Source organism: Thermoanaerobacterium thermosulfurigenes (assembly GCF_051201035.1).
Lineage (GTDB): Bacteria > Bacillota > Thermoanaerobacteria > Thermoanaerobacterales > Thermoanaerobacteraceae > Thermoanaerobacterium > Thermoanaerobacterium thermosulfurigenes.
The window spans coordinates 1-25,353 of sequence record NZ_JBPODR010000010.1 but is presented as its reverse complement, the minus strand read 5'-3'; the positions used below and the strand labels follow the sequence as shown (position 1 = coordinate 25,353).

20 protein-coding genes and 1 pseudogene are annotated in these 25,353 nt (G+C 33.0%); 7 read left to right on the top strand and 14 right to left on the bottom strand.

All coding sequences use genetic code 11. The annotated features are described in order from the left end of the window. The first annotated feature begins 45 nt into the window (after positions 1-45). The 4 genes from HNR52_RS05480 to HNR52_RS05465 all read left to right on the top strand — a co-directional run bounded on the left by HNR52_RS05480 (position 46) and on the right by HNR52_RS05465 (position 4,886). Positions 46-972 (top strand): LCP family protein, encoded by a 927-nt coding sequence (locus tag HNR52_RS05480; protein WP_013788465.1) that lies wholly within the window; start codon positions 46-48, stop codon positions 970-972. A 184-nt stretch (positions 973-1,156) separates the two neighbouring features. Next, complete coding sequence (locus tag HNR52_RS05475) at positions 1,157-3,070, top strand: S-layer homology domain-containing protein (protein WP_013788466.1); 1,914 nt, start codon at positions 1,157-1,159, stop codon at positions 3,068-3,070. Positions 3,071-3,130: 60 nt separating this feature from the next. After that, complete coding sequence (locus HNR52_RS05470; protein ID WP_013788467.1) at positions 3,131-3,709, top strand: hypothetical protein; 579 nt, start codon at positions 3,131-3,133, stop codon at positions 3,707-3,709. 247 nt (positions 3,710-3,956) lie between these two features. Beyond that, positions 3,957-4,886 (top strand): WD40/YVTN/BNR-like repeat-containing protein, encoded by a 930-nt coding sequence (locus tag HNR52_RS05465; protein ID WP_435619926.1) that lies wholly within the window; start codon positions 3,957-3,959, stop codon positions 4,884-4,886. A 3-nt stretch (positions 4,887-4,889) separates the two neighbouring features. Here HNR52_RS05465 and galU read toward each other — a convergent pair whose 3' ends face one another. The 6 genes from galU to HNR52_RS05435 form a co-directional block, all read right to left on the bottom strand. Next, positions 4,890-5,804 carry a UTP--glucose-1-phosphate uridylyltransferase GalU gene (gene galU, locus HNR52_RS05460; protein WP_013788469.1) on the bottom strand — a complete coding sequence of 305 codons (915 nt, stop codon included), beginning with the start codon at positions 5,802-5,804 and terminating at the stop codon, positions 4,890-4,892. A gap of 54 nt (positions 5,805-5,858) precedes the next feature. Next, positions 5,859-6,635, bottom strand: coding sequence for a tyrosine-protein phosphatase (locus HNR52_RS05455; RefSeq protein WP_013788470.1), 777 nt, complete (start codon positions 6,633-6,635; stop codon positions 5,859-5,861). Beyond that, positions 6,635-7,357, bottom strand: coding sequence for a CpsD/CapB family tyrosine-protein kinase (locus tag HNR52_RS05450; RefSeq protein WP_435619925.1), 723 nt, complete (start codon positions 7,355-7,357; stop codon positions 6,635-6,637). Before HNR52_RS05450 ends, HNR52_RS05455 begins: the two co-directional genes overlap by 1 nt. A gap of 13 nt (positions 7,358-7,370) precedes the next feature. Then, the gene (locus HNR52_RS05445; RefSeq protein ID WP_435619924.1) at positions 7,371-8,054 is read right to left on the bottom strand and encodes a YveK family protein; all 684 of its coding nucleotides are present in this window, start codon (positions 8,052-8,054) and stop codon (positions 7,371-7,373) included. Positions 8,055-8,141: 87 nt separating this feature from the next. Then, positions 8,142-8,756: an antiterminator LoaP gene (loaP, locus tag HNR52_RS05440; protein ID WP_435619923.1), complete on the bottom strand. Its 615-nt coding sequence runs from the start codon at positions 8,754-8,756 to the stop codon at positions 8,142-8,144. A gap of 98 nt (positions 8,757-8,854) precedes the next feature. Further along, positions 8,855-10,225 carry a phosphomannomutase/phosphoglucomutase gene (locus HNR52_RS05435; protein WP_435619922.1) on the bottom strand — a complete coding sequence of 457 codons (1,371 nt, stop codon included), beginning with the start codon at positions 10,223-10,225 and terminating at the stop codon, positions 8,855-8,857. 225 nt (positions 10,226-10,450) lie between these two features. On the opposite strand from HNR52_RS05435, the pseudogene HNR52_RS05430 reads away from it, so the two are divergent. After that, positions 10,451-10,849, top strand: a pseudogene (locus HNR52_RS05430) (Rpn/YhgA-type helix-turn-helix domain-containing protein); the annotation flags it as partial. A 55-nt stretch (positions 10,850-10,904) separates the two neighbouring features. On the opposite strand, the gene HNR52_RS05425 reads toward HNR52_RS05430, so the two are convergent. The 8 genes from HNR52_RS05425 to HNR52_RS05390 form a co-directional block, all read right to left on the bottom strand. After that, the gene (locus HNR52_RS05425) at positions 10,905-12,182 is read right to left on the bottom strand and encodes a TIGR02679 family protein (protein ID WP_435619921.1); all 1,278 of its coding nucleotides are present in this window, start codon (positions 12,180-12,182) and stop codon (positions 10,905-10,907) included. A 4-nt stretch (positions 12,183-12,186) separates the two neighbouring features. Then, positions 12,187-16,356: a TIGR02680 family protein gene (locus tag HNR52_RS05420; protein WP_435619920.1), complete on the bottom strand. Its 4,170-nt coding sequence runs from the start codon at positions 16,354-16,356 to the stop codon at positions 12,187-12,189. Further along, positions 16,349-17,485, bottom strand: coding sequence for a TIGR02678 family protein (locus tag HNR52_RS05415; protein WP_435619919.1), 1,137 nt, complete (start codon positions 17,483-17,485; stop codon positions 16,349-16,351). Before HNR52_RS05415 ends, HNR52_RS05420 begins: the two co-directional genes overlap by 8 nt. 17 nt (positions 17,486-17,502) lie before the next feature. Further along, complete coding sequence (locus HNR52_RS05410) at positions 17,503-18,987, bottom strand: TIGR02677 family protein (RefSeq protein WP_435619918.1); 1,485 nt, start codon at positions 18,985-18,987, stop codon at positions 17,503-17,505. A 12-nt stretch (positions 18,988-18,999) separates the two neighbouring features. Next, complete coding sequence (locus tag HNR52_RS05405) at positions 19,000-19,350, bottom strand: phenylpyruvate tautomerase MIF-related protein (protein WP_013788480.1); 351 nt, start codon at positions 19,348-19,350, stop codon at positions 19,000-19,002. Between the two features lie 137 nt (positions 19,351-19,487). Then, entirely contained in the window at positions 19,488-22,739 is a 3,252-nt protein-coding gene (locus HNR52_RS05400; protein ID WP_435619917.1) for an FtsX-like permease family protein, read from the bottom strand. Continuing rightward, positions 22,740-23,444: an ABC transporter ATP-binding protein gene (locus tag HNR52_RS05395; protein WP_435619916.1), complete on the bottom strand. Its 705-nt coding sequence runs from the start codon at positions 23,442-23,444 to the stop codon at positions 22,740-22,742. Between the two features lie 154 nt (positions 23,445-23,598). Further along, positions 23,599-24,201, bottom strand: coding sequence for a TetR/AcrR family transcriptional regulator (locus tag HNR52_RS05390; protein WP_435619915.1), 603 nt, complete (start codon positions 24,199-24,201; stop codon positions 23,599-23,601). 210 nt (positions 24,202-24,411) lie between these two features. On the opposite strand from HNR52_RS05390, the gene HNR52_RS05385 reads away from it, so the two are divergent. After that, positions 24,412-24,657: a CopG family transcriptional regulator gene (locus tag HNR52_RS05385; protein WP_435619960.1), complete on the top strand. Its 246-nt coding sequence runs from the start codon at positions 24,412-24,414 to the stop codon at positions 24,655-24,657. Continuing rightward, on the top strand, positions 24,647-25,075 hold the full coding sequence (locus HNR52_RS05380) for a PIN domain-containing protein (protein WP_435619914.1): 429 nt from the start codon (positions 24,647-24,649) through the stop codon (positions 25,073-25,075). Before HNR52_RS05385 ends, HNR52_RS05380 begins: the two co-directional genes overlap by 11 nt. The last annotated feature ends 278 nt before the right edge of the window (positions 25,076-25,353 follow it).

The following is a 25,353-nucleotide window of genomic DNA, read 5'->3' as shown; positions in this document are numbered from 1 at the left end:
ATAAAGTGGGATTTTTAAATCAAAAATTTGACGAGGAGAAATAAAATGAGAAAAAAAACAATTATTTTAACATTGATTATTATTTTTGCAATTATTTTATCTATATTTGGTTATAATAGCTATAATACATTTAAAAATCCAACATCCGCATTTTCAAGCACTAAAATGCCAAATAGCTCAAAAATTACTGATAAAGCTAAAAAAAACAATTCTGAATTTAGCAGTGAAAAAATATATTTGGCATTTCTCGGTTTAGATATGACAGATGAAAGAATAAAAACAATAGGAAACTTTAGGACAGATACAATAGGGATATTTTCAATCGACTTAAAAACAAAAAAAGTAAATCTTTTATCGATTCCAAGAGATACATACGTTCAAATACCAGGTAGAAAAGGATACGATAAAATAAATGCTGCATATCCATATGGTGGCATGGGCAAAAGTGGATATGAACTAAGCTTAAAGACAATCAGCAATTTTCTGGGAATCGATGTTAATTACTACATATCAATAGATATGCAAAACATCTCTCAGATAGTCGATGCGGTTGGTGGCGTTCCAATAAACGTTGAAGAAGACATGCATACACACGGTGCCAATTTAAACAAAGGGTATCAGGTTTTAGACGGCAAAAAAGCTGAAGAATATGTTAGATGGCGTTACGACCCGATGGGAGACATAAATAGAGTAAAAAGGCAGCAACAATTTTTACTGGCATTTTTAAAACAATTAAAGGCAAACAAAAATGATGTATCTTCATACATAAAATTGTACGATGCTTTTAAAGGTGATATATACACAAACCTTAACTTCAATCAGATACTTGCCTTGATTTCGGTGATGAAAGATGTAAACGCTGATGACATTAAAACTTATACAGTGCCAGGAAGTTTCTATAATTTAAACAATATAAGCTACTGGAAGCCCGATATGGAAAAACTGAATGAAATACTTAAAGAATTTAAGTAAATTGTCGACTTATATCAAAAAAATCACAATTTTAGCTGAAGTTTTGAAAAAGTTGCCGAAATTATATTGACTATATTTTTCCATAGTCATATAATAAAGATGAAATTTTTTCATAAATAGGAGGTGAATTGTTAATTAATTTTTCTTAAATCCTATGAAATTTTACGATAAAGGAGTGAAGGAGTTGAAAAGATTTTCTCTGTCAAAAATCATCTTAGCTTTTGTCTTGTCACTAACGCTTATTTTTCCTTACTTAAATGTTACAGCATTAGCAGATTCAGTTACTATCACACAAGATCAACTGAATATTGTAAACCCATTTATTACACAAGCAGCTACAACTTTTGCAAGTTTACCGTATAATCAAAGAGAAGAAGTAGTACAAAAAGTAAGAAACTTTGTAAATGGAAATATAAGTCAAACTACTAGCAATTTACTAAATAGCATAGCAAACACGCTATCTAGCATAAATACAACAAATTACAATGTAACAGCAGACAATATCGTACTTTTAGCACAAGCAATGAAGACATTCATAACATCAGATAAGCGCAAATCTATACTAGATCAAATTGAAAGCGGTACTATAACAGATGTCACATTAAAACCAAAGGACATAGACACAGATGCATTAAGTAGTTTTAATGATGCTCACAGCAATGTCATCAATTTCTTAATAGACAATGTTCAAACAGGCAGTTTGTTAAATTTAATTCAAGAACATCACAATAACTTAAGGATAGACGATAATTTTAAAGTGTACTACGCTTTAGGAGATACTGTATATTCATTAGATGATATAAGCAAAAACCAAGATCTTAAGGATTTAGCAAATGAACTCTTAAAAGATATGGGTAACAATTTAACTCTAGACGATATTGTCACTGCTGCAGATAGCTTTTCTAGTGCCGCAAGAGGATTGTCATCAGATAATCAAAATCTCCTTCGAGCAGTATTGAATGCGTATGGCATTCAAAATTACACACCTTCTAATGGTAGCGGAAACAACAGTGGTGGAAGCAGTGGTAGCGGAACTATAGGCGGCGGTTCATCAAGTAGTGGAACAGAAGTAACCGAAGTCGGAACACTTGTTGCATCATCTAATGTAGACTTGACAAAAGAAACAACCGTTGCTAGCTCAGACAACGCAATAAGTCTCTATATACCTGCAGGTGTTATAACTAATAACGATGGTTCAACACTTAAAGTTTCTATAAATGTACTTGATGATACACAAGCTAAGACAATCGCTGATAAAGTAAATATAGCATCACTTACACTTCTCGGCAAAGTATATGAGTTCTATTTTAAAGCTACAAAAGATGGGAAAGATACATACATTTCTTCATTCGACAAACCAATAACAGTGAAGCTGTCGTTAAATGGTATAGATACGACAAAGTACGATCCAAAGAAAATAAGCTTATTTAAGATTGACAACGATACTGCTATATATAAAGGCGGTAAATACGACAAAACAACAAACACTATAACAACTAAACTATATGGTTTTAGCACATATGCGCTTATGTACTACAATAAAACATTCAAAGATATATCAAATCACTGGGCAAAAAGCGATATAGAATACATGGCATCTAAACATATAACAGATGGTATAACATCTGATACTTTTAATCCTGAAGGAAATGTAACAAGAGCACAATTTGCTGCATTTCTAATCAAACTATTAAATGTACCATATCAAACGAAAGCAACACCATTTACAGATGTAAAAAGTAGTGATTGGTATTACAACGACGTGACAACAGCGTACAATATTGGATTGGTAAAAGGCATCTCATCTGACAAATTTGCTCCAAATGACAATATAACTAGAGAGCAGATGGCTGCAATGGCTCTTGATGCGTTGAAATATATGGGTAAAGATACTGCCATCAGCCAAGATGAAGTGACAAAATTTTTAGCACAATATAAAGATACTAAAGATGTATCAGGTTGGGCAAAAGAGGCTGTTGCAGCATCTGTCAAATATAATATCATGAATGGGATGACACAAGTTACCTACAGTCCACTTTCAACATCAACAAGAGCACAAGCAATTGCCGTAATAAGCAGATTATTTGACATGCAGTAAAAATATATAGAGGGGAACATAGATCTCTTCCCCTCTACATTTATTATTGCGAGGTAGAGTATGAAAAAGGCAATAATTATTATATCAATATCAATATCAATATTGCTCATATCAGGCTTAACATATGTGGGAATTAACTATGCATTTAACAAAATTTCATCAAATTTACTATCAAATATGGTATTGAAAAATAGCACTGAAAACTCTTTAAATGGCAATCAACATGAAACTAAAAACATCAACAGTTATGAAATCAACAGTGACAATCCAAAAAACAATGAGAATACAAAAAATGAAGACAACAATCCTTTGGGTAATAAAAACAATAGTTCTTCAAGTAAAAACTCAAACAATAATAGCAATAAAACAAATGCATCAACTAATTCTACTGTGACAAAAGACACTATCAAACAAATTGAAAGTTCAGTTTCCGTTTCTGACAAAGCTGAAATTGTAAAAATGGTAACATCAAAACTTAGTACTAGTGACATTCAATATTTAATGTCGCTATTAAAAGGTGGTTTAACACCTGAAGAAAAAGAAAAAGCCAAAAACATTGCCTATTCAAAATTTTCTCCTGCTGAAATCGAAAGAATCAAAGAATTATATCACAAATACTATTTAGCAGGTAATAAGTAGCTATTTTATTATCTGTAATACCATATTATTCTGCATAATTTTATACATATGTGAATGATTAAGAGTAAAAATACATTTTTTACTCTTATTTTTATTAAAAATCTTTGTTATTTAAACCAGTAAAAGTAACACGCTATACTTATAAAATTTAAAAACTTTTAATCATTTTTAATATTTATTTAATGAATGAGTAAACATTAAAATGTATAATATTGTTAAATATATATAAGCAAGGGAGGAAAAGCAATTGAAAAAATTGTTAATGATATTTTTAGCATTAGCACTGCTTTTAAGCAGTTGTCAACTTGATAATAAGAATAGTCTAAACATAACAAGTAAAATTACTGCTAAACATGCCGCAAGTAGTGAAAAGTCGGATTTAAACATTGAAAAAAATAAAGATACAGTTTCTGTAGAAAAATGGAAATGGGATTTTAAAGATAATCATATTTCACTAGATAATTTACAGTTATACAAAAGCGTTGATAGCGGCAAATCATGGAATAAAATTTCTATTCCGATGGATAAAATTCCTAAAGAATCATACACCGATGCTGAAAGCATAGTACCTTATTTTTTAGGAGACATCGGATGGGTATCTTGGATTGTGCCGCCAACGCTATACACACTCAAAACCACAGACGGTGGGTTGCATTGGAAAAAATTAAGTTTTGAAATTGGACAATTGGGAGAGGATATAGCTGCCCTCCAGTTTATTACAGCTGATGAAGGCTGGGTCTTAACGGTACTACATGGGGCAGGAATGCAGATAAATTATTTATTAAAAACAGACAACGGTGGTACATCGTGGAAAGAAATAAAAATAACTTCAGACAAAAATTACACAGGTCTCTACAGTTCTGGAAATTATTCAAACATGATATTTTATGGTCGCTACAATGGCTGGATAACTGTCTCAAATAGCACATCTTCAGAAACCGTAACATATAAAACATCTGATGGAGGAAAAACGTGGTCAAAAGTTTTATTGCCAGTGCCAAAAAGTTACAAAAAATACTACGTCATGTCTGCAAATGTCCCTGTCCTCGTAGGTGTCAAAAATTACACATTTACTGTAGAGTATAGGGGACTTAGCAACAATAAAACCGTAAAACATGCAATAACGTATAAGTCAAATGATGGCGGAAATAAATGGGAAATAGCCCATATAGACTAAATCTTATTTTACATTCAAACCAGAAATCGCAACTTCATCCAAAACATCATGGTCACTTAATTTTAAAGTTTTTAGATATTTTATAAAGTCGTCTTTTAAGTCGTCTCTTTTCAAAGCATATTCAACAGTAGCCTTAAGATACCCTAATTTATCTCCTACATCATACCTCTTGCCTTCAAAATTATATGCGTATATTGCTTCATAGTCTAATAGCACTTTAAGTGCATCAGTAAGCTGTATTTCACCACCTGCTCCGGGCCTTAAGTCTTTTAGTATATCAAATATCCTTGGCGATATTATATATCTTCCAAGTATGGCCATGTTTGACGGTGCTTCTTCTTTTTTTGGCTTCTCTACTAGGTTGTTTACTCTATACAGCCTGTCATCAATCATGTTGGCATCTACTATGCCGTATTTGTCTACTTCACTTTTTGGCACTTCTTGTACGCCTATTATGGAACAGTTGTATCTTTCGTACTGTTCTATCATCTGCTTCAATACGGGTACTTCTGCATCAACTATATCGTCCCCTAAAAGAACTGCAAATGGCTCATCTCCTACAAATGTATGTGCACAATAAATGGCATGTCCAAGTCCTTTCGGCTCTTTTTGCCTTATATAATGTATATCCACCATATTTGTTATATCTTCAACGAGGTTTAAAAGATTTTCTTTGCCTTTTTTCTTTAATTCTAACTCTAATTCTACAGATTTGTCGAAATGGTCCTCTATGGCTCTTTTGTTTCTTCCTGTTATTATGAGTATATCCTCTATGCCAGAGTTTACGGCTTCTTCTACTATATATTGTATAGTCGGCTTATCAACTATTGGAAGCATCTCCTTTGGCTGTGCTTTTGTTGCAGGTAAAAACCTTGTTCCAAGTCCTGCCGCTGGAATTATCGCTTTTCTTATTTTCATGCGTATTCCTCCATTATTTCATAGCGTTTGTAATCATGATTTATTTAGCATATTTTAAGTTCTAAACAGTTTATGAAATATGCCTTTTTTCTTTAAAACAGGTTCGCGAACATCTATTTCAAGTCCATTTATCACTTTGTATCCATTTTCAACAATATAATCAATAACTTCATGATCAATTCCGCTATCTTTCAATATCAATAGCGAATCAACAATATGTGGAGATCGCCCTTTCGCAGTATGAGCATCTGATGCTATTAAATGCACCATATTTAATCTGGTTAGGTGAGCAACCTTCTTCGCAATCTTGTTTCCAAAGAGTCCGGTTACGCTGGTGGAATTAACCTGCATTAATGCTCCCTTTTTAATAAGATTATACACTAAATCAAAATTATCGTCGACGTATTTATATCTTTCTATATGGGCAATTATAGGCGTAACGCCCATTAATTTAAATTCAAATATCACGTCTTCTACATAGCTAGGAAATTCCACCATCGGAAGTTCTACCAATATATATTTGCCATTATCGCTAATAGACATAATGCTGCCCTCTTTATATTTTGATGGCAACGTATGAGAAATATATGCCTCACAACCAGGCAATATTTTTACATCAATACCATTTTTCAAAAAATAATTGTTTAATAAGTCACATTTATTTTTTATAAAGTCTTTACTTATTTCACTTTCGTATTCGATATAGTGTGGAGTTGCTACTATCGTCTTGATACCATCTTTTTGGGCTATTTGTGCCATTTCTAAAGATGTATCAATGTCGGCTGCTCCGTCGTCAATTTCTGGTAGTATATGGCAATGAATGTCAACCATTATTTTTTCCTTCTTTTCCTTTTATGTTTGCTTCCATCATTATTATAATAATAGTAATAATAATAGCCACTTCTTTGTTCTTTTACTTTATTTAAAACAGCTCCAAGAATATTAGCTTTCAAATTTGTAAGAATTTCCTTTGCTCTTTTGGTAGCTTCAATTTCTGTCTTATTTGCTTGGATAACTAAAATAACCCCATCCACTACTGGCGCAAGAACCGTAGGATCTGTTACCAATAAAACGGGCGGTGCATCAAGCAAAACATAATCATAATCTTCTTTAAGTCTGTCTAAAAAAACTTTCATCCTGTTTGAACCTATTAATTCAGATGGATTTGGCGGTATTGGACCAGACGTTATTATACCCAAATTGTCAAATTCTTTATCTGATATAACATACTTTTCATACCTATCATCTTCCACAATTATATTTGTCAATCCACTCATATTTGGAATTTTAAACATCTGGTGCACAGTAGGGTTTCTTAAATCACAATCAACAACAATCACTTTAACGCTAGTCATAGCTAATGCATATGCCAGATTTTTTATAATTGTGCTTTTCCCTTCATTGGGCAACGAACTTGTTATCAAAATGCTTTTTACTTTTTTATCCACGCTAGTAAATTGTAAATTTGTCCTCAATGAGCGAAAAGCTTCTGAAACTGTTGTCTTTGAGTTAACAACATTATTTTTGAATACATTATTATTTACATCAATCAATTATATGGCCTCCTCAGTCTTTAAGTTCAGGAATTACACCCAGTACAGGCAAATCAAGATATTTTTTTACATCGTCAATACTTTTGTATGTCTTATCAAAGTACTCAAGTAGAAATATTATAAATATGCTTACCATTATGCCTAATATCGCAGCAATGCTCATATTAAGTGTCGGCTTTGGACTTATCTTAGTTGTAGGAGGTATAGCCTCATCAATCACACTTACATTGTCAACTTTCATTATTTTTACTATATTATCGACGAATGAACCTGCAACTGCATTAGCTATATCTGCTGCAATCTTTGGGTCATTATCTTTTACACTTATATTTATTACTTCTGTATCCCCTTCTTCTGCTACATCTATATTTTTCTTTAACTGATCTGTCGTCATATTTAAATTCAATTTATTTATAGCTTCTTGCAGTACTGATCTGCTTGTTGCGATTTCCGCATATGTTGCTGCAAGAAGCCTGTTCGTCTGAACATCCTGAAACTGAATTTGTCCATTATTGTACTGTGCTGTTTGAGATTTGCTTACAATTAGCGATGTACTAGCCTGATACGTTGGCTTTATTACATAAAAGGACAAAATTCCGCTCATCACTACTGCTGCTACAGTAATAATTAATATGAGCCACCATCTTTTTCTTAAAATTTCCAAAATCTCCTTCAAATCTATTTCTTCTTCACTCATAGTCTAATTTCTCTCCTTTGCTATTAATTTGTCTTTTCAATTTTTAAAACACAACCCTTATTAAAAACTTATAAACTAATTACGATTCTACGACACTTCAGACAACTTATTAAATTCACCATTGTCTAGTTCCTCTACAATATGTATTCCTAAGTCAACAAGATTAGCATTTCCAGATACATTTAGCCTAACTTTTACCCTTCCTTTTCGTTTATCAATTTTTTCGATAAGACCTTCAAACCCTTTAAGCGGTCCATCGATTATCTTAACTTTACCACCTATCTTGATTCCTGTTGAGAATCCAACAATGTCAGAGTCGCCTACAAGCGAAAGTATAATCTTTATTTCTTCTTCTCTAACCTCAGCAGGCTCTGCCTCATCTTTTAAAAATTTTAAAAAGCGAGGTAATCTTTTAATATCATTGTAAAGTTCATAGCTCATGCACGTCTTTATAAATACGTAACCCGGAAATAAAGACTTTATCTTTTCCACACGATTCTTGCCTTTTCTTTCAATTATTGCCCTTTTAGGTATCAACACTCTAATAGATTTTCTTTTCAAGTTACAAAATAGCAATTCAATCAACCTTTTTACTTTCAGTTCATCTCCAGTCCTAGTATATATGACATACCATTTTTCATCATCTTCCACATATGCTGCCTCCTTTTGATTTGTTTTTATGATGTATTCGACATGACACATTAAAAATCCTTCTTTAGTGACCGTTTACAACAAAAAAATCATAAAATTTTTCCAAAACAAAAGGGACGTGATATTTCCCACAGTCCCTTCGTACATTCCTATTTAAGCTCAACACCGTATTTTTTTAATACCTCTGCAAGCTCATCTTTTATCTCTTCAAGCCTTTTTTCAGTATTAGCTTCACACCTTACAATCAATTCAGGTCCTGTATTAGATGCTCTAACAAGCCCCCATCCGCCGTCAAACATGACTCTTGCACCATCGATATCGATCAATTCATATCCTTTTTCTCTAAAATGTTCTGTCACACCTTTTACAACATCAAATTTCTTTTCATCATCGCAGTGCAATCTCAATTCCGGAGTCGAAGGATATTTCGGCACATCTGACAAAAGCTCTGACAATGTCTTATTCGTATTAGAAAGTATTCTAAGGAGTCTTGCTGCAGCATACGCCGCATCATCATAGCCATAATACTCATCTGCAAAGAACATGTGGCCTGACATCTCGCCTGTAAAGACAGCATTGATTTCTTTCATCTTTGCCTTTATAAGGCTGTGACCAGTCTTATAGAAGATCGGATTTCCACCAAGTTTCTTTATCTCTTCAGGCAGTGCCTTTGAACATTTTACTTCGACTATGGCATCTGCACCTGGATGCTTTTTCATTATTTCCCTCCAGTAAAGCACCATCAGCATATCGCCCCAGATTATGTTGCCCTTCTCATCAACGACGCCAATCCTATCTCCATCACCGTCAAAAGCTATGCCAACGTCTGCGCTAAGTCTTTTAACCTCACTTATCAAGTCTTTCAAATTGTCTGCATTCACTGGATCAGGAAAATGGTTTGGAAATGTTGGATCTGATTCACAGTACAGTGGGTATACTTCGCACCCAAGCCCGTATATAATATCAGGATATATGTTTGAGCATGTACCGTTTCCACAGTCTACAACAACTTTAAGCTTTTTATTGCCAAGTCTCACCTTATCCTGAATCATCTTTATGTAGCTTTGTATAGGGTATGCGTATTTCAAAGAACCTGTCCCTGTCTTGAAATCACCTTTCTCTGCAATATGATATAGCTTTTTAAGCTCATCACCATATATAGTAGATGGTCCAAATGCAACTTTAAATCCGTTAAACTGCGGTGGATTATGGCTTGCTGTTATCATAAGTCCTGCGTCGTAATTATATAGTATGCGTGAATAGTAAAAAGCAGGCGTAGACAGAACACCGATATCCAGCACATTACATCCAGTAGAAGTAAGTCCCTTTACCACAGCATTTCTTATGGGTTTTGAAGATATCCTGTTGTCTCTGCCTACAATTACATCTTTTACGCCTTTTTCATTTTGAATATATGTACCGAAGGCTTTACCAATAAGCTCTGCTGTTTCTTCGGTAAGATCATCATTCCATACACCGCGTATATCGTACATCCTAAACATATTTTGATTTAGAGCCATAAAAACTCCCTCCTTTAAAATTAGCGTTCATAATATATTATATACTAAAGTATTACATTCACAAGCTGCATCAATAAAATTCTGTCAAATTCAACTTGAATTATTTATCAATTTTGTTCATTATAATCAAAAAGTCTATGATTAACGCTGTTTCAATAATATTATAAACAATACTATCTTAGCCATATTTTTTTGTAAAACCGTGTGGTATAATAATTATAAGTATTAAGAGAAATGGATAGAAGGGAAAAAGAAGGAGAAAAATATTTAGAAAGATGTGTTGAGGCTATAAAAGATATTCCTTTGGACATAAATAAAAAGAAAGACATAACATTTAAGGCTGAGATATTGTCAGGTATAGTTTTTAAAAGAGAAGTTATTGAGAAAGTTTTTTCGGAGGTGGTAAGAATGTTTAGAATTGAAGAATCCGAAACATATAAGATGATAATCGAAAAGGGTATTGAAAAAGGTATTGAAAAGGGTATTGAAAAGGGTATTGAAAAAGGCGAAAAAGAAAAAAGCATAAAAATTGCTAAAAAATTATTAGAAGAAGGTATGGATATTGATAAAATAGCAAAAATTACAGAATTAGCAAAGGAAGAGATAAAAAAATTAATAAATTAAAACAAGTAATGAGCATAACAATTCAAAAACTAATTTGTTATGCTCATTTTTTTAATTAACTCATTGACAATAAATCTTTAATGATATCATCAAGAATAAGCTCTTGATATCCAGCTTTTTTCAATAATCTCATTTTGTCTGCTAAAGGCTTTAATTGAGCCGTATCGATTTTATCTATCATTTTAAGCCTTGATTCAGTCAATGTCTTATCTGATAAAGCTTTTATGTAATCTTCAACATCATATCTCCAAAAATGAAATCTGTCAGGATATCTCTTGAAAAGTCTATGTGCTATCTGTAATCCTTCGGGGTCAAAATCACCTGAATAATATATATCTGTACCATTTTTATATAGCATATCTAAAAGGACAAGCAGAGATAATCTGGGCTGGCCATATGCACAGACAAGTGGAACAGGCTTCCTAATAAAATCACATACGGATAAAAAAACACCTGGATTTTCCAATACAAATACTTTTTTGGATGGGCTCTCGACCTTATCCAGCACGCTCAAATTGTAAAGCGGTATTTGCAAAACTTCATTGCATTCATAAGCAGCTTCAAACACCTTATTACACTCGTCTTTGCTATATGCCAAAAGCCCTTTAAGCGTCACAAAATTCGATATCTCATCAATCACTATGCCAGCTTTATATAAAAGCTCGGCAACCTCCTCAGAATTTTTCACCTCATCGAACCCAAAAATCGTAGCCAATGCATTTATAAGCATTTTACCACAGTCAGTGTTTACATCGAAACCATGTGGGTCTCTAGTTATATGGGATGAAAAGACTGGAAGCCTTACCTTCTTTCCTTCGTAAACCGGAAGTCTATTTAATGCATCACAAACGTATTTTATATCTTTTTTGAGCAAAGTGCGATCACTATCATATCTCTGATTTATCGTTTTTACACCAATAGCTTTATTTTCATAAATAGATTTCAACCACTGCCAGCACTTTGTCCCTTCATACTCAGATAAAAACTTGTTAAAGAACTTTTCTTTTTCATTTTCATACTGATACATGTCTTCTTTTTTGCTGGTCAGCTTTTCATCAAAATACGATTCTAATATATCCATCAAACTGTACTCTTCAAATCTCGTATTCAAAAATGTCTCTGCAAATTTATTGACATCGATATTTACTGATTTTCGCTTGCTAAAGTCTTTTTTAAAATGGTTAGATAATACTACTTTCTCAGAATCCGTTAAATCATCAAGTTTGATTACACCGCCTATCCTTCCTATGCTCTTATATTTATCCCTAATAGCTTTAAATATCCTTTCATACCCTTTATTTCTTCTAAAAAATGCTATATCATCGGCTTTCATCTACTCACCTACTCCTTGTAAATGCAACCTCATCGTACGAAAAATCATCGATCTCTTCAACACTTTTTTCAATTCCAGTAACTAAACGCCTAATCTTTCCATCCCATTTATATCTTACCAACGACACATAACTTGCATTTTTAGGCCTTATAAGCTCGTATATAGATAGCTCTGGCACTGTATCATAATCGCCCCACAGTACTTGTGAGTTCATGATGAAATTCAATCCCAAGTCTTCTATAAGTTTAAACATATCTCTTATGTTGTTGTCATCCACTCCTGCAAAAGCTTCATCAAGCGATATAATCTTTGGAGCTTGTGATGACGCCGATTGATACATAGAGTACACTGCTGAGAAAAGAGGTATATACATGGCCATAGCTTTCTCTCCACCGCTAAACTTGTAAAAGGCATTGTTTGTAAGTTCTTTGCGATTTTCTCCTTCTTTTTTGAAATACAACTTAAACTCAAACCAATCTCTATAGTCGAGAATGCTCTTCATTATCTGGTGGAATGTATCAGTATTGCTGTTTTCCTCATATATTTTCTTTGCACTTTCAACCTTTGATCTAAAGTGATTTACTACTAAATTAAAATCTTCTTCTTTCATCATGTCTGCATCAAGCTTTAAAAGCTCTACAAGCTCTCTTGTATTTAGCTCTTGCTCATTTGTAGCAGCCTTTGGCTTCCATTCCAATTGAAACTTAAGACCGCTTGACGTATCACGCTGAGACATTAACTCATTCATCTTTTTAACCCATTCTTCTGCTTTAAAGATTCTGCTTCTTATTTTACGCCCTACATTGTGCATGATTATATCCTCAAAAAGCTGCCTATCCTTTTCTTTCATAAGGTTTTCGTTTATTTTTATATCTTCATCGATCATATTATAAAGCCCATAAAGGGATATCTTTTTGTCATTTACTTTCGCTGTTATCTGATATCTTCTTAAATCTTTATATATTTCTTGATAAGTATCAATATCTGTATCAGTTTGTTCAATTTCTACCACATCTAATGAAAGCCCATATTCTACAAGCTCATTTATACAGACATAAAATGCATTTCTTATTTTTTCTGTGGCACTGTCTTTATCAAACTTTGCAAACATCTCTTTGTACTGTGATTGAATAGTCTTCGCTGCTTTATACATATCATCTATATCTGTAAGCTCATCAACGAATCCAAATATTATCTCATCTTTTAACCCTTTATGGTATATGTTTAAAATATCCTGATTTTTTCTTATTTCTTCTTTTAACCTTTCATATTCTTTTTCTTGCAGGACTACTCTCTCTTTAAGTGCAGCAGTTTTAGCAGTTAAATCATTTATTTCTTTTGGTATGTCGTCAATCCTTTTTATACACTGTAAAAGCTCTTTTTGAAGATCTTCTATGCCAAGTTTTTCAATGGTTTCTTTTAATACATTGATCTTTTCTATGCTGTTTTTTATCTTCGCATCTAATACATCAATCTCAAACTTGTAATTATCAATGTCATACTCGATATCTTGTTTCTGCATTTTTCTAGTCTCTGCACTTCTTAAGACAGTAATATAGCTATTGTAATTTATCTGTAATTTCTGTAGGAGATTCTTGTACTCATCTAACTGTTCTAAAGCACTTTCGTAAGATTTGGCATCTGCATGAATGCCAATTCCAGACGTCAACTTCCTAACAATTGCTTTTTTTTCTTGAAGTACATCAAAAAGCTTCTTAGCAGCAATTGTCGCATCATTCAATTTAATCTCCGTGAATTTTTGATTCGATTGCGCTTCTTTCAATTCCTTTAGCGCTTCTTCCAAATCATCTTTCCCTGGAAAATTTTTATATTCTACGTCTAAATCACTTAGCTGAGATTTTATTGACAGTTGTCTATCATTTAGTTCTCTTATTTCACCTTTTATGGCGTCTATTTCTTTAGATATTGATGATATCATTTCATCTCTAAAGCGCCGTCTCGACTCAAAACCTATATACCTTGACTTTACATTTCCTACAGCTTTCCCTTTTAAAACCCCTATTCCATACGTGCCATCATCATTCACATATGTTGCATTCTCTTCCTCATAAATAAATACATTGCTTAAAGCATCTGAAATTTCATCTAAGCCGACACCGCTATTTGAATCGACAACATCAAAATACTGCAGTACATTAAGTTTCATGTTAAAAGTCCCTGGAATGATATACTTATCTGCCATGTCCTTATCCATTTTCATTGCTCTATCAATATCGCTTCTTGACACAATAAGTGCATCCAAGATTCCCATGTCCATAAGAGCTGATTCAATATTTCCCTTTGTATCATCATCTATATCATTTTTAAAGTCAATTGCTTTATAAAGTGGCACATATGCAATTCCTGCTTTATCCAATCTATTTCTGTTTTCTATAACTTCCACATTGCGAGGTGGTTCTGGATCATATGTCTCTCTCCACTTTCTTAATTCCTCTTCTTTTTCATCCAGCTTAGAATTTCTTAAGTCCAATTCATTTTTAACTTTAATCAAGTCCATCTGAAACTTTTCTCTGATATCCTCGTAGGGCTTCCTTACAAATGATATAAGATCTTCATAAGTACTTGTTTTCCCGTATGATAGAACTATTCTGGAAAGTTCTTCGATTTTTTCTCTATTAAGCTTCAAAAATCTATTCGTATCTGACCAATCGTAAATTTTATCAATAAACCTGTTTTTTTCTTCATCAAGCAAAATCTCAATTTCATTGACTTTTCGTTTCCAGTCCTCGTTTGCCTTTCTCAACCTATCTTCTTCTAACAACGCGTCATTGTATTTTTTGTTTGCGTCTACCTCGTCATTAATGGCATCTAATGCCATTTTCACTTTTCCTGTATACTCTTTTAGTGAATTGCTCCAAAAATCAAAGTCAAAATCCTTACCATAAGACTTTTTTAATTCTTCTTCTGAGAAGCTATGCTCATCAAAATTGACTTCTTCAGATATAGAAGCCATATCCAAAAGATTTTCTTTTATTTTTTCATCAATGCTATATTCTCTACTGTAAAGCTCCTTTAGCTCTTCCTCTATTTGGAAACATCTCTCTTTTTTCTTTTTAAGCTGAATTTCTTTTAAATCCCTATCTTTTCTAAATTGTTTTAAAATATTTTCTTCTTCAACAAGTTCTCTTTGTGTATTAAAGGCATCATTTTTTCTCAGTTGAATTTCTTTATTTTTCAAAGCCTGAAGTTCACTTTCAAGTTCTAATATTCTATCTTCACCCTGGAAAACATCTTGATTATTTTTTTCAATGCTTTGCAGCAATTCATCACTTTGTTTTTGTACCTTAGACAGCTCACTTTTCTGCACCAAAAGTTTGTCTGCCTTATAATAAAGCATAAACTTATTGTACCTATCATATTCATTTTTAAGCTTCTTTAAAGATTTCATATTTTTATTTAATGAATCTAAATGCAGCTTTATCTGATCCATATTTTCTATCGTCTCAGACATCGACCTTAAATCGTCATCTGTCAAAGGTGATAGAGAGGCATTCAATATGTCGTAAATACGACTTGGTCTTAAATCATTGGAAAGTTTTGGACTCCTAAGCTGTATTAAAAGCTTTATAAGTTCATCATAGTCATCAATGTTTGAAAAACCAAATATATTCTTGTTTACTAATTCCATATATTCTCTTTGCGTATCAACTACTTCTCCGCCACTTCCAATGTAATTTTTAAGCTCTTTTTTGGATAAAGGTATTTTGACTCTTTTCCCATCAATACCTGTCTCTAATTTATAAAGCAATATGTCAATGCCTATTCGCCGTCCATCTTTAATGACAAATCCCCAAAAATCCATGCTTTGATGTCTTTTCGCCTTAAGACCTATGCCTATAGAGATATAATTATCTTTATTTTCCCTTTTAAATTCCATATAAAGATAGCCAGTTCTCTCGTCAATTCCATTTACATCTTCTTCACCTAAAAGATAATCCTCAAGCCTTCTGGCCCTTGAGCCAAATGAATCCAGTCTTTCAGGGCTTTTATTGCCATCTAAAAGAAGAGGTATGAAGCTCTGCATAGTTACAGATTTTCCTGAACCATTGGAACCTCTTAGAAGAAGCCTCCCTCCAGAAAATTCGAATACTTCATCATCATAATACCAAAAGTTAAGAAGACCAGCTCTATTAATTACCCATCTATCATTCATTTTGAATTGCTCCTTTAAAATCATTTCGATATTCACCAATAAACTTTCCTAAGATCGGCATCAAAGTATATGAGTGGGTATCCTCATTGTATATTGCCATTTTCCAGCTTTTCATAAACTCTATAATCTCATCAAATAATTTTTCATCACTCATATCAGTGTAAATCTTGCTCCATCCACTTTTAAACCTACTCTTTACATAAGATACGATGTTCATAAATTGCCCTTCTGTAATTTCAATATGGTCATCTATACCTACATTTAAACTGCCGGAATCCATCATATCTCTTAAAACATAAGCTATTTGAAGAACTATGTCAGATATATTTTTATTGTCCGGGAAATAAGATGATGCATATTTATTCTCATCAAAAATTATGTATGCAGATGTTTTATGGATGTGCAGTTGTGCATCGAGATAATCGTCAAAATCTTTTTCTATTGTATTTCTGTAGTTTTTTATGTAGATAAAATCTTGATCGTCAGTTCCCTCATAATATACGGCTGGAGATAGAAGCAATTTTCTGTAAACTCTATGCCTTCTCTCAAGGACTTTGTTGTCCTCATACCTGTCGTCTTTTATAAAATCTTCCAACGTCATCTCTTCATTTATTTCACTGCTCATAATTCTCATAAAGTATCTTGAAAGCCCCGTATTTTCATATAAAACCTCTACATCGCGACTATCGGCAAATCTTTCATGCTCTCCATCATCAACTTTTATCATTTTCATTTTTTCTGCAAAATTAAGTACCCTGACAAGGGATTTTCTATGCTTAAACAAGGTCCAATCAACACTTTCCATGCCTTCGTACTGCATCTCAATATACTCCGTTATATTTGAAAGTATAAATTGATCACCTATGCCCATATCCTCTAAAAACGCAAGGAGAAGACATAAAAACGCATAATCCATCGAGCTCTGAAACTCTTCAATCCCCATCCACTTCTCAGCATCACCAGGTATTTTTTCTAGCTTTATAAGAAATGGATTTACGATAAGACGATATCCTAACTTATCCTCTACAAATGATCTTAATTTCTTTTCATTGTCACGTATTCTATTAAACATTTCCGTGTCATCTTTTGTAACCCAAAAGTTTTCTAAAAGGATTTTAAGTTCTTCCAACTAAAAACACCACCGTATCAATTTAAAAACTCTATCGTTACATCAGGCATTTCAAGAATCCCATCTGTACATTTTAGAACTATCGTCTTGTTCCTTGAAATGCTGACTTTGTATGTCCTTCCATCTTCTGATTTTGCTATGTTTTTAGGCTGATTTAAGGATTTGCTTATCCAATTTAAAAGGGTTGTCCTTATAAAAGGCTTAATTACTGGCAACTCTCTCAGTACAATCTTGCCGTCAATTATATACTTTGATATTTCTTCAATCTCACTGTGTCTTTCTTCAAGGTACTGTTTTAAGCACATCTCTTTTTCTTCTACCCTATCTATTATAGCATTTGTCTTTGTGGATTGTGTATAATTTCTCGTCTTTGGTCTTATTAAGAATTTACATGGCATATCATCCCACACGCTTTCATTTATGCTTTCGGTCTTTTTTTCAAAATCGCCATATAAATGTCTCGTGTGAAAAACTCCAAATACAACTGATGAAAGCTTATGTGCATAGTTTATATCATCAGTATTTGCAAATATCTTTGAAAGCTTTATATACTCACTTTTCCTGCTGGCCGTCTTTAACCTGTTTTCAGAAATTCTGGCCGCATACATCGTGATCTTTCTTATTATCTCATTTGATATTTCAAGAAGCCTGTACGCTTCACTATCTTCATCGCCATTTCCTCTAAACCAAAATACTATGTTGTCCCACTTGCTCAATATATTTTCTTTAACGTCGTTTATATCAAAGTCTTTATCCAGCCTCGGTATGTTCTGCTCATAAAGCAGCAATTTTTCTACAATATCTTCTAATGACTTTTTATCAAGCTTATTTAAAAGCGATACGATAACTTGAGAAAATCTCTGCAAATCCTTTATATATCCTCTTAAATACTCAGTAAGCTTGTCTTTGTATATCAAGAAAGCATCAGTCTTCATAAGTTCATCTGCATTTGAACTTTGCAAGCTGGCAATGTAGTCTATGGCATTATGATAGATATTTTCAAAATCAGAAGTAAAATCTTTCCACCATCTATATACAGCTTCTAAGTCGTCACTTTTAGATATATCGTCAATTTTCTTTAAGCTTTCATACAATCTTTGGAATAAAGATGGCTCTAAAGAACCACCATAACCCTTTATTTTCTCGAGATTAATTGTCATCCTTTCTATTTCTATCGAATACTCGCTAAGCATGTATCTAAATTTTTTATTTTTAAATTCTTCTGCAGATTGAGCTCTTCCAGTGTCCTGCTCAGCAATCAAGTTTTTCCACTCAGTCAGCGACTTTAAATCCTGCTCACACTTATCCAATGTATAGTCGTAAAACAAATCAAAACTTTTTACATAATTATACACATCCTCTTTAGTCAGCCAATATCTAAGCCTCTCATAATTTTGATAAAAATACCGCATGATGAGGCGATACCTTGATGCATTATCAGCAGTAAGGTATCTTGCCTCATCTATAGGCTTTATGACATTAAAATTTATTTTATCAGTCATAATTTTTCACCTTTAAAATGTACTGCCATTGTATCCCCAATTTTCACCGGCAAATTCTTGAATGACTATGTACACATTGTCCTTAGGATATTTTAAATTACTTTCAAAAATATTGCAGATTCTGGCGGAAATCTTTTCCTTTTGTTCTCTTGTAAGCTTTCCTATTAACTGTATCTCTACGATTGCACCTTTATCTAAAGGCTCTCCATGAAAATACAAATCATCGCCTTCTGTAAATCTCACCATAAGCCAATTTTCGCTTTTACCGGCTACATCCATCATCATAGATGCAAAATCTGTCTTTAAAGTATTTTTCAAATCGTCACTTAGTTTTTCCTTTGTAATTGAATTGATTATAGGCATATAGATACACTCCTTTATATATAGAAATTTAATAACTTATTAACAATTATAAATTAATGTGTAAAATTCATCAACAGAAATAGAAAATATTGTGCTATCATTGAAATCTTCATTAAATGATAGCACAATACTATTCATCAATCAATCTCTGGACTTTTTAATGACTGAACCATATCGACTTTCTTAAGTTGGAAGTGCACTACGATGCTTACAAGAATAGAAAATCCCATTGTGATAAGTGCAGAATACAAAAAGCTCATCGGTTCTATATTTCTTCCAAACATCAATATATCAACTTCTACGGTGGACATGAGATACCTGTGAAGAAAAACACCCATCACAAACCCTAATAAAATTCCGATGATTGTCAAGATAAAATTCTCTCTCATGACGTACAGAGAAACTTCTTCATCATAAAATCCCAGAACTTTCATTGTGGCAAGCTCTCTTATCCTTTCTGTTATATTGATATTTGTCAGATTGTAGAGGACCACAAAAGCAAGCGTACCTGCAGATACAATCAGAACCAACACAACCGACAGCAAGTTATTTACAACGTCTTGAAATGTCTTTTTAACAGATGATATAAAATTAACGGTCATTACTGCTTTTGATTTCAATATTCTTTGAGACAGCTCATCTTCTTTTGTGCTTGAACTGTCAGCAATCTTCGACAATATCTCATTTGAAGCTATTTTTTTATCAAATAGCTTTTCGTACAAAGAAGAACTCATATAAACGTAATGCTGCAAATAATTTTCTGCTATGCCAATTACTTTCGCTTTTGCTTCCCTGCCATCACCAGTGTTTAAATAGATATAATCGCCACTCCTCACTCCAAGCATATTTGCAAGCTTTTCAGTTACAACAACTCCATCGTCTGTCAATGGTATTTTATCACCAGTAGTTCTGCTTCTCAGGACTATAAAATCTTCAAATTTTTCCTTATCGCCAGTGACGACTAGAAATGCGCTTTTTTTAACTTTACCTCTTGTAACGTCCACGCTGGATTGATTAAGCATGATGCTTTCCTTTATATTTTTGTCATTATTTATAGTTGCAGAAAGCTCTTTTAGATCTGTCTTAGAAGCGTCACTTTTAAAAGTCGTTATCATTTGATATTTGAAGATTTCGTTGAATTGTTTATCCACAATGATATTTATTGAGTCTCTGATTCCAAATCCGGTAAGAAGCAGTGCAGTACATCCACCTATACCTATTACAGTCATTAAAAATCTTCTTTTATATCTGAATATGTTTCTGGCAGTTACCTTTTGCATAAAATCAAGTCGTGACCAAATAAAATTTACTTTTTCCAGCAAAACTCTCTTCCCTGCCATAGGTGATTTCAGCCTCATCAATGAAGCAGGAGTCTCTCTTAAGTCGCTAAGACACACCAAAACAGTTACGGCTGTAGTAGATATCAATGCAGCAACAATTCCCAAAATTGTATAATAGACATTAAACTCTGTTATGACCGGAGGCAGTGTGTACATCATGCTATACGCATTGAATATTATCCTCGGCAGTATATTGAAGCCTAAGATAAGTCCTGCAAGACCACCCAAGATTGTTGCAACTGATGAATATATTACAAATTTCAACATTATGGCAAACTTGCCGTATCCTAATGCTTTCAATATGCCCATCTGTGTACGCTGCTCTTCTACCATCCTAGTCATCGATGTTAAGCTTACCAGTGCTGCAACAAGGAAGAATATGGTCGGAAAAACATTTCCCAGCGCCTTTATCCTATCTGCTTCATCTCCATACTCTACATAGCCTATGTTTGATTTTCTATCTAAAACATACCAGCTAGGCTTTTTTAAACCATTAAGTTTCTCTTCAGAAGATGCTATTTTTTCTTTAGCATCACTCATCTGCTTGTCAAACTCTACTTTATTTTCCTGATACTTCTTCTCATTATCAGTTAATTCTTTTAAAGCATTATTTAATTGTTCCCTCGCACTATTAAGCTGCCTTTGACCATCAATCTTAGCTTTATTAAGTGTGGCTTCCTGTTTCGCTATATTATCCTTTGACGCAGCTAATTGCGCTTTGGCACTTTCAAGCTGTGACCTCTTCTCATTTAACTGCGCCAAGTTTAAGTCTAATGCCTGTTTGTTTGCATTAAGTGTATCTATTTGTTTAGACACACTTGCGATTTGCGCGTTTAATTCATCTACCTTTGGTTTTAGCTGATCTTTTAAAGATGGATTATTGTTTATCTCAGAATTCAATTGATTTAGCGAGCTATTAAGTTCATCGTATGTCGAATTTAATTTTTTTATGTTTTCATCATAATTTAATTCTTTTTCTTTTGCCTGTATCTCAGCTTCTGCATTATTTAAATCTATTTCATTCTGTGATATACTCGCCTGTGTCTCTGCGATCTGCCTTTTTCCATCATCAATTTTTTTCTGATTTAAAGCCATTTGCTCATTAAAACTGGCTTGTTTTTTATCTAATTGCATTTTTGAATTTGAAAGCATAACACTTGTTTCATCCAGCTTTGCTTTAGCATCAGCCAATTCCTTGTTGTACTTACTCTCCTTATCTTCAAGTTCTTTCTTTGCATCGTCAATTTCTTTTTGTGCTTTACCTTTTATCTCTTCATACCTTATCTCACTCCGAACTTTTCCCAATGTGACTAAGTCATCTTTTACCGGACGTATAAAATTATAATATTCATCAGAAAAAGTAGAAAAATTTTTTGCGCCATTTACCAGCACATCTATCTCTGTATATGCATCCATCGAAAAATCAGATTGAGGTACCATCATAAAAGCCTGTATCTGCCCATTTCCAACGTTGCTGGAACCTCTGTCTCTTGAGATGTAATAAGGCGTTTCAACTACACCGACTATTTTAAATTTTTTGCTTTTTATATTGTCTTGATTTTGAGAATCCAAATTTATAGTTACAGTATCACCTATAGAAAAGCCAAGATCTTTTAGAAATTTTGTCTCTACGACACATTCAGAATTGTTTTCAGGAAATCTGCCTTCTAGAAGCTTAGGTTTATTTACATAATTTTTATCATTCTTTATTTTTGAAGGATCTATACTTATGACTTTGATGACAAAGCCCTTATTATTTTTATCTACAACCGCATCAACCGTATAAAAAGGATTGACAGCCGCAACACCCTTTACCTTGCTTATGCTTTCTGCATCGCCTTTTGTCAGCCCCATTGTTGAGATAACTTGCACATCAAAAAGATTGTAGTCATCAGCGTATTTTGAAGCGGTAAGCTTCATGTCTTGGCTTGCTGCTTTTATTCCACCGAAAACTCCAACGCCCATTAAAACAATGAAAAACAATGATAAAAATCTCTTTTTTGTATTGGCGATTTCTTTAAATATATCTTTTAATAAGGATTTTCCCATTTACCATTCTATCCTTTCTATAGGGACTGGAGAATCATTGACAACTATGTTTTCAACGCTACCATTTTTAAGGCTTATAACTTTATCTGCCATTGGAGTTATAGCCTTGTTGTGCGTTATTATTATGACTGTCATTCCTAATCTCCTGCACGTCTCGTGCAGCAACTTTAAAATTGCCCTTCCAGTCTTATAATCTAGAGCCCCTGTTGGTTCATCACATAATAACAATTTAGGATTCTTTGCCAGTGCTCTGGCGATAGCAACCCTTTGCTGTTCGCCACCTGACAATTGCGAAGGAAAATTGTTAAGCCTTTCAGAAAGTCCTACATCTTTAAGTACCTCTACAGGGTCCATAGGATTATCACAGATATCCGTTGCTAGTTCTACATTTTCTAAAGCCGTAAGGTTTGGAACAAGATTATAAAACTGAAATACAAACCCTATATCTTTTCTGCGATATGTTGTCAGTTGTCTTTGGTTGTATTTGCTGATCTCATTTCCCTCCACAATTATTTGGCCTTCATCACAGGTATCCATTCCACCAAGCATATTTAAAATTGTCGTCTTTCCAGCACCGCTTTCACCTACTATTACGGTAAACTCGCTTTTTTCTATATTGAAGCTTACCCCTGAAACTGCAGTAATAGTGATTTCACCCATCTTATACCTTTTAGAAATATTCTTTACTTCTACAAAGCTTCCCATCTATATCTATCTCCATTTATAAAGTGTAATTAAACAATTGTTTAAAATATTTGTTTTAAGTTTAGCATATTAAAATTAACGAGTCAACATAATCGACATAATAATCTTTTAATTATCTTATGCTCAAAGACAAGAAAAATCACAAAATGTTTATTTATTTTAAAATGCTGTCTACCAAAAGCCTTATGTACTGCTTCAGTTCCTCCGGATCTCCCAAATTTAAAATACTTTTTTTATCTCCATATATGTTTACAACGACATGGTTTATAACGGTACCTAAAATACCTGAAAAAAGTTGTAGATATTTAAAATTCAAGATTCTATTATCTTCTATTTTTGTTATATCCTTAAATATATCCTCTATTATTTCACGTATTTCATCATTAAAATATATCTTTTTTATCATTACCGGATTATAGCTCTTGTCGTCATTAGTTAATTTAACTATGATGGCAATCAATGCAGGGTATTTATACATGTACTCTATTAAATTTAAGGCCCATTTAATAAGTTTGTCTTTAGATTTTAAATTGTCATCCCTTAAAATATCATATCCAGTCTTTAGAAGTTTCTCGGCATAGTAATTTTCCACTTCTTTTAGCAAATTATTTTTATTTCCAAAGTAATAGTTTATTGATGCTACATTGACGCCTGCCTTTTCGGTGATTTCCCTAATAGTAGCCTCACCTTTCATCCCTACTATATCAATTGTTGCATTAAGTATCTTTTCTTTTGTCTCTAATTGTTCGCCATTCATCAATATTCACTCTTTCTTTTAGATCTAAAATTATAGTATCATAATGCAAAATTGTCTTCAATAATTTATAAAATACAATAGTATCTGTATAATGCTAAAAACTATTGCGAAATGACATAAATCTAAGTATTTTTAAATAACCATTGATAAATGAATGCATTGATATACACGTAAATATGTGCTATACTAAATTACGTGGAGGTGGTATCATTGAATAAAACACAAAACATTACATTATCATTACCTAAAGATTTGTTGCAGAAGATAAAGCATATAGCTATAAATAAACAAACATCTGTATCTGGTCTTCTAACTAAGACATTAGAAGAAATAGTTAGAAAAGAGGATTTGTATGAAAAAGCAAGATTGCACCATATTGACATATTAGAAAATAACATTGATTTAGGCACAGAAGGTAAAACAACATGGAATAGAGAGGATTTATATGGAAGATAATATTGGTTTGCAATTTGTTGATACGAATATTTTGGTCTATGCCCACGATATATCTGCCGGCAGAAAACATGAAATTGCTAAAAAATTATTAAAAGATTTGTGGAATAGGAGAAATGGCTGTCTGAGCACTCAAGTTCTATCAGAGTTTTACGTAACTATTACAAAAGAGGTAAAAAGACCATTATCTCCTTCGCAAGCGTCACAAATTATCTCAGATCTTGGACTTTGGAAACTAGATATACCGAATGTGGAGGATATACTTGATGCGATCCAAATAAGTCAGCGTTATATGATTTCATTTTGGGATTCTCTTATAGTCTGCAGTGCTATAAATCTTGATTGCAGCATAATATGGAGCGAAGATTTAAATTCTGGGCAGTATTTTGATAAAGTAAAAGTTGTAAATCCATTTTTGTAATATAGATTTACAACTTTTTTAACAGCCAAGTTGTCTCATGTGATAAGTCAATATACAAACTACTTTCCCAGAGATTTCGCATCAAAATTCCAGCAAAAAATTTATCTTTACAAGAATTTTTATATTTTACATCTAGTTGAATATATGGTAATAGTAAATCCATTTAGATGCTAAAAAAGTTGCACTTTCCCCTTACCCCATGAATTTTAATAATGAATTTCCAGTTTTGTTTCAAATTATGTCTTCACAAACAGTGGATTACTCCATCCAGTTTCTAT

Excerpts from the sequence above, each read along its gene's own strand:
- HNR52_RS05405 (WP_013788480.1), bottom strand. The coding sequence starts at position 19,350 with ATGCCTATAATCAATTCAATTACAAAGGAAAAACTAAGTGACGATTTG.
- HNR52_RS05395 (WP_435619916.1), bottom strand. The coding sequence starts at position 23,444 with ATGGGAAGCTTTGTAGAAGTAAAGAATATTTCTAAAAGGTATAAGATG.
- HNR52_RS05425 (WP_435619921.1), bottom strand. The coding sequence starts at position 12,182 with ATGAAAGCCGATGATATAGCATTTTTTAGAAGAAATAAAGGGTATGAA.
- HNR52_RS05470 (WP_013788467.1), top strand. The coding sequence starts at position 3,131 with ATGAAAAAGGCAATAATTATTATATCAATATCAATATCAATATTGCTC.
- HNR52_RS05410 (WP_435619918.1), bottom strand. The coding sequence starts at position 18,987 with ATGACTGATAAAATAAATTTTAATGTCATAAAGCCTATAGATGAGGCA.
- HNR52_RS05380 (WP_435619914.1), top strand. The coding sequence starts at position 24,647 with ATGGAAGATAATATTGGTTTGCAATTTGTTGATACGAATATTTTGGTC.
- HNR52_RS05480 (WP_013788465.1), top strand. The coding sequence starts at position 46 with ATGAGAAAAAAAACAATTATTTTAACATTGATTATTATTTTTGCAATT.
- loaP (WP_435619923.1), bottom strand. The coding sequence starts at position 8,756 with ATGTGTCATGTCGAATACATCATAAAAACAAATCAAAAGGAGGCAGCA.
- HNR52_RS05445 (WP_435619924.1), bottom strand. The coding sequence starts at position 8,054 with ATGAGTGAAGAAGAAATAGATTTGAAGGAGATTTTGGAAATTTTAAGA.
- HNR52_RS05400 (WP_435619917.1), bottom strand. The coding sequence starts at position 22,739 with ATGGGAAAATCCTTATTAAAAGATATATTTAAAGAAATCGCCAATACA.
- HNR52_RS05420 (WP_435619920.1), bottom strand. The coding sequence starts at position 16,356 with ATGAATGATAGATGGGTAATTAATAGAGCTGGTCTTCTTAACTTTTGG.
- HNR52_RS05390 (WP_435619915.1), bottom strand. The coding sequence starts at position 24,201 with ATGAATGGCGAACAATTAGAGACAAAAGAAAAGATACTTAATGCAACA.
- galU (WP_013788469.1), bottom strand. The coding sequence starts at position 5,804 with ATGAAAATAAGAAAAGCGATAATTCCAGCGGCAGGACTTGGAACAAGG.
- HNR52_RS05435 (WP_435619922.1), bottom strand. The coding sequence starts at position 10,225 with ATGGCTCTAAATCAAAATATGTTTAGGATGTACGATATACGCGGTGTA.
- HNR52_RS05455 (WP_013788470.1), bottom strand. The coding sequence starts at position 6,635 with ATGGTTGACATTCATTGCCATATACTACCAGAAATTGACGACGGAGCA.